General features: G+C 39.6%; 3 protein-coding genes. All 3 read right to left on the bottom strand.

The window, feature by feature from the left end; genetic code table 11:
* Positions 1-366: 366 nt before the first annotated feature.
* Positions 367-1395 carry a ThiF family adenylyltransferase gene (locus tag ABWO41_RS17085; protein WP_353140624.1) on the bottom strand — a complete coding sequence of 343 codons (1029 nt, stop codon included), beginning with the start codon at positions 1393-1395 and terminating at the stop codon, positions 367-369.
* Positions 1396-1400: 5 nt separating this feature from the next.
* Entirely contained in the window at positions 1401-2510 is a 1110-nt protein-coding gene (thiH, locus tag ABWO41_RS17080) for a 2-iminoacetate synthase ThiH (protein WP_353140621.1), read from the bottom strand.
* Positions 2503-3169 (bottom strand): thiazole synthase (locus ABWO41_RS17075; protein ID WP_353140618.1); only part of this gene is annotated, 667 nt, incomplete at its 5' end. The genes thiH and ABWO41_RS17075, both read right to left, overlap by 8 nt.

Below are 3169 nucleotides of genomic sequence, written 5' to 3'. Positions count from 1 at the left end.
CATAAATACCCTCTCTGCCCTTTGGGCATCTCTCCCTAATTCCTAAGGAATCCCTTTGGGACAGGGCGAGAATAATAAATAGGAACGGTTTTGCAAAAATGAACGTAAGCTTGGTTTTAGTAAAATCAAATTAGCAGAATCCCCTCATCCGCCCGTTGGGCACCTTCTCCCCGAGGAGAAGAACTAATAAACAATATCAACTTAACTTTACATGGGAGATCTTTCCCTGCAGTCAAGATGACGTTGGATGGAAATGTCATCTTATATTGATTTGTAAACAATACATTTATCCTCAAGGTGACATGATTTATAGCAAGCAAGTACAAATTAACCTACAGAACCGTTTTCAATTTCACAAAAGGCTCCCTAGCTCTCCTCTATCCCATCTTTAATATTATAAACTATCTTCTCGGGAAACTTGTCTTTAATCAATTTCGCAGCTATTCTGCTTTTACCACCATAACTGCAACAGCAAACTATGTTATTAATTCCCATCAAAGAACCTAATCTTTCAGGAATTTCACTTAATGGAATATTTACACCGCCTTTGTTAAAATCTTCGAACTCCCACTCCTCCCTAACATCTATCAGATAATACGGGTGGTTCGATTTCTCTATTTCCTTCTTATCTATTTCCAAAACAGTATTTTTTTTATGCAAATTTAGAGTTTTAGTTGGTTTTTTGCCAAAAGAAAAGACATCAAAACTTGCATAAAGCGCATTATAAACCAACAGTTTATCGTAAAAAACCTGCCCTATACCACTTAAAACCTTCATAACTTCAATTGCCATCAGACTGCCAATAAAACCAGGTAACATCCCTATTACGCCTACTTCAGCACAATTTGGAACACTACCTTCTTCAGGTGCCTCGGGGTATAAATCCCGGTAGCTGGCACTACCCTGGTAGTTGAAAACCGAAACCTGCCCTTCAAACTTAAAAAGCGAACCAAAAACCCATGTTTTATTTAATTTCATACAAGTGTCATTCACCAGGTATCGGGTCTTGAAATTATCCGAACCATCAACAATCAGATCATAATTTGAAAATATAGCTTCCGCATTTCCCAAAGTGAGTTTAATGGGATATATCTTAAAATTAACATACGGATTTAATACCTGAAGCCTTTCTACAGCAACTTCCGCCTTCAAACGTCCAATATCTAAATGATTGTACAAAATCTGACGATGAAGATTAGAAACCGATACTTCATCAAAATCTACGACTCCAATATTCCCTACTCCTGCCGCTGTCAGATACTGCATGGCCGGACAGCCTAAACCTCCGGCCCCAATAAATAAAACTTTGGATTTCTTTAACAACTGCTGCGCCTCTACTCCAAACTCTTCCAGTATAATCTGTCTGGAATAACGTTCCAGTTCTTCCTTGTTCATAAGATTTACATAAAATTGTCCCAGTCTTTCCAAACAGGTTCATATCCCTTATCAGAAATAATTTCCGCTATCTGCTTAGGCGACCTTTCATCAGAAATTTCGAATTGCTCCAATGATTCTACATCAGCATAATAACCACCCGGATTGGTTTTTGAACCTGCACTCATAGAAGTGACGCCCAGCGGAATAATATTATTCCTAAAACTTTCAGATTCGCGTGTAGATATAGACAGTTCCACCTCTTCATTAAAAATGCGGTAGGCGCAAATCAGCTGCACCAGCTCTTTGTCAGACATGACCATTTTAGGTTCCAGGCCACCGCTAAACGGTCTTAATCTTGGGAAAGACAAGCTGTATTTCGTTTGCCAGTAGATTTTCTCCAGATAATCCAAATGCAGTGCGGTAAAGAAGTTATCCGTACGCCAGTCTTCCAGACCTATTAAAACACCTAATCCCATTTTATGGATATTGGCTTTCCCTAACCGATCTGGAGTTTCCAGTCTATACCAAAAATTAGACTTTTTACCTTTCGGATGATGTTTCTTATAATCTGCCTGATGGTAAGTTTCCTGATAAACCAGCACTGTATTTAAACCTAAAGGAATCAACTCTTCATAATCTCCCTGATCCAGTGGTTGAACCTCCATAGAAATGTGGGAGAAATGCGGACGAACCAATTTTAGTACCTGCTTAAAATAATCCACGCCGACAGTTAGATTTGCCTCGCCACTTACCAGCAAAATATGATCATAGCCCATGTTTTTAATTATGCCTACCTCCTGCATAATTTCTATAGGCGATAGTGTTTTACGCCTGATTTTATTATCCAGACTAAAGCCGCAATAAGTGCAAATGTTATTACATTCATTAGACAGATATAATGGTATATACATCTGGATGGTTTTGCCAAATCTTTTTTGCGTTAAAATCTGACTGATTCTTGCCATGGGCTCGAGATAAGGCAATGCTGCCGGAGAAATCAGGGCTTTAAAATCTTCGAGATTACGAACCGACTTGTGCAATGCTTCTTCTACATCGATCCTGGTTTTGCCGTAAATAGTATCCTTTACCTCGGTCCACTGATATTGTTCGAAACAATCTCTAAAACTATTCATCTAAAAAAGAAGTTAACGGACTACTGGCTATAGCCAATTTGCCTGTTTTACCTAATCTGGCCTCATAAGCCATTCTACCACTCATTACGGCTATTTTAAATGCTTCTGCCATTTTCACAGGATCATTTGATACTGCAATTGCTGTATTCACCAGCACAGCATCTGCCCCCATTTCCATAGCCTTGGCCGCGTCTGAAGGTGCACCAATACCTGCATCTACTACAACAGGAACTTTACTTTGAGAAATAATAATCTCCAGAAAGTCAAAGGTCCTCAGGCCTTTATTACTTCCTATAGGTGATCCTAAGGGCATTACAGCAGCCGTACCTGCATCTTCCAGTCGCTTGCACAAAACAGGATCCGCATGAATGTATGGCAAAACAATAAAGCCTTTTTTTGCAAGTTCTTCCGTCGCCAGTAAAGTTTCTATGGGGTCGGGCATTAAATACTTAGGATCCGGATGGATCTCTAACTTCACCCAATTGGTTTCTAAAGCCTCTCTGGCAAGCTCAGCGGCAAAAACTGCCTCTTTAGCATTTCTTACACCAGATGTATTGGGCAATAAATTGATTCCCGGGTGTCTGAGATGTACCAAAATATCATCTTCCCGGGAACGAATATCTACTCTTTTTAAAGCAATAGTTGCCAGTTCTGATCCT

Source organism: Pseudopedobacter sp. (genome assembly GCF_040392825.1).
In the GTDB taxonomy this organism is placed as follows: Bacteria; Bacteroidota; Bacteroidia; order Sphingobacteriales; family Sphingobacteriaceae; genus Pseudopedobacter.
The sequence above is the reverse complement of the archived record's forward strand: the minus strand, read 5'-3'. Positions and strand labels throughout refer to the sequence as shown.

What these genes read in the sequence shown, in the direction of transcription:
- ABWO41_RS17085 (WP_353140624.1), bottom strand. Translation starts at nt 1,395, where the DNA reads ATGAACAAGGAAGAACTGGAACGTTATTCCAGACAGATTATACTGGAA.
- thiH (WP_353140621.1), bottom strand. Translation starts at nt 2,510, where the DNA reads ATGAATAGTTTTAGAGATTGTTTCGAACAATATCAGTGGACCGAGGTA.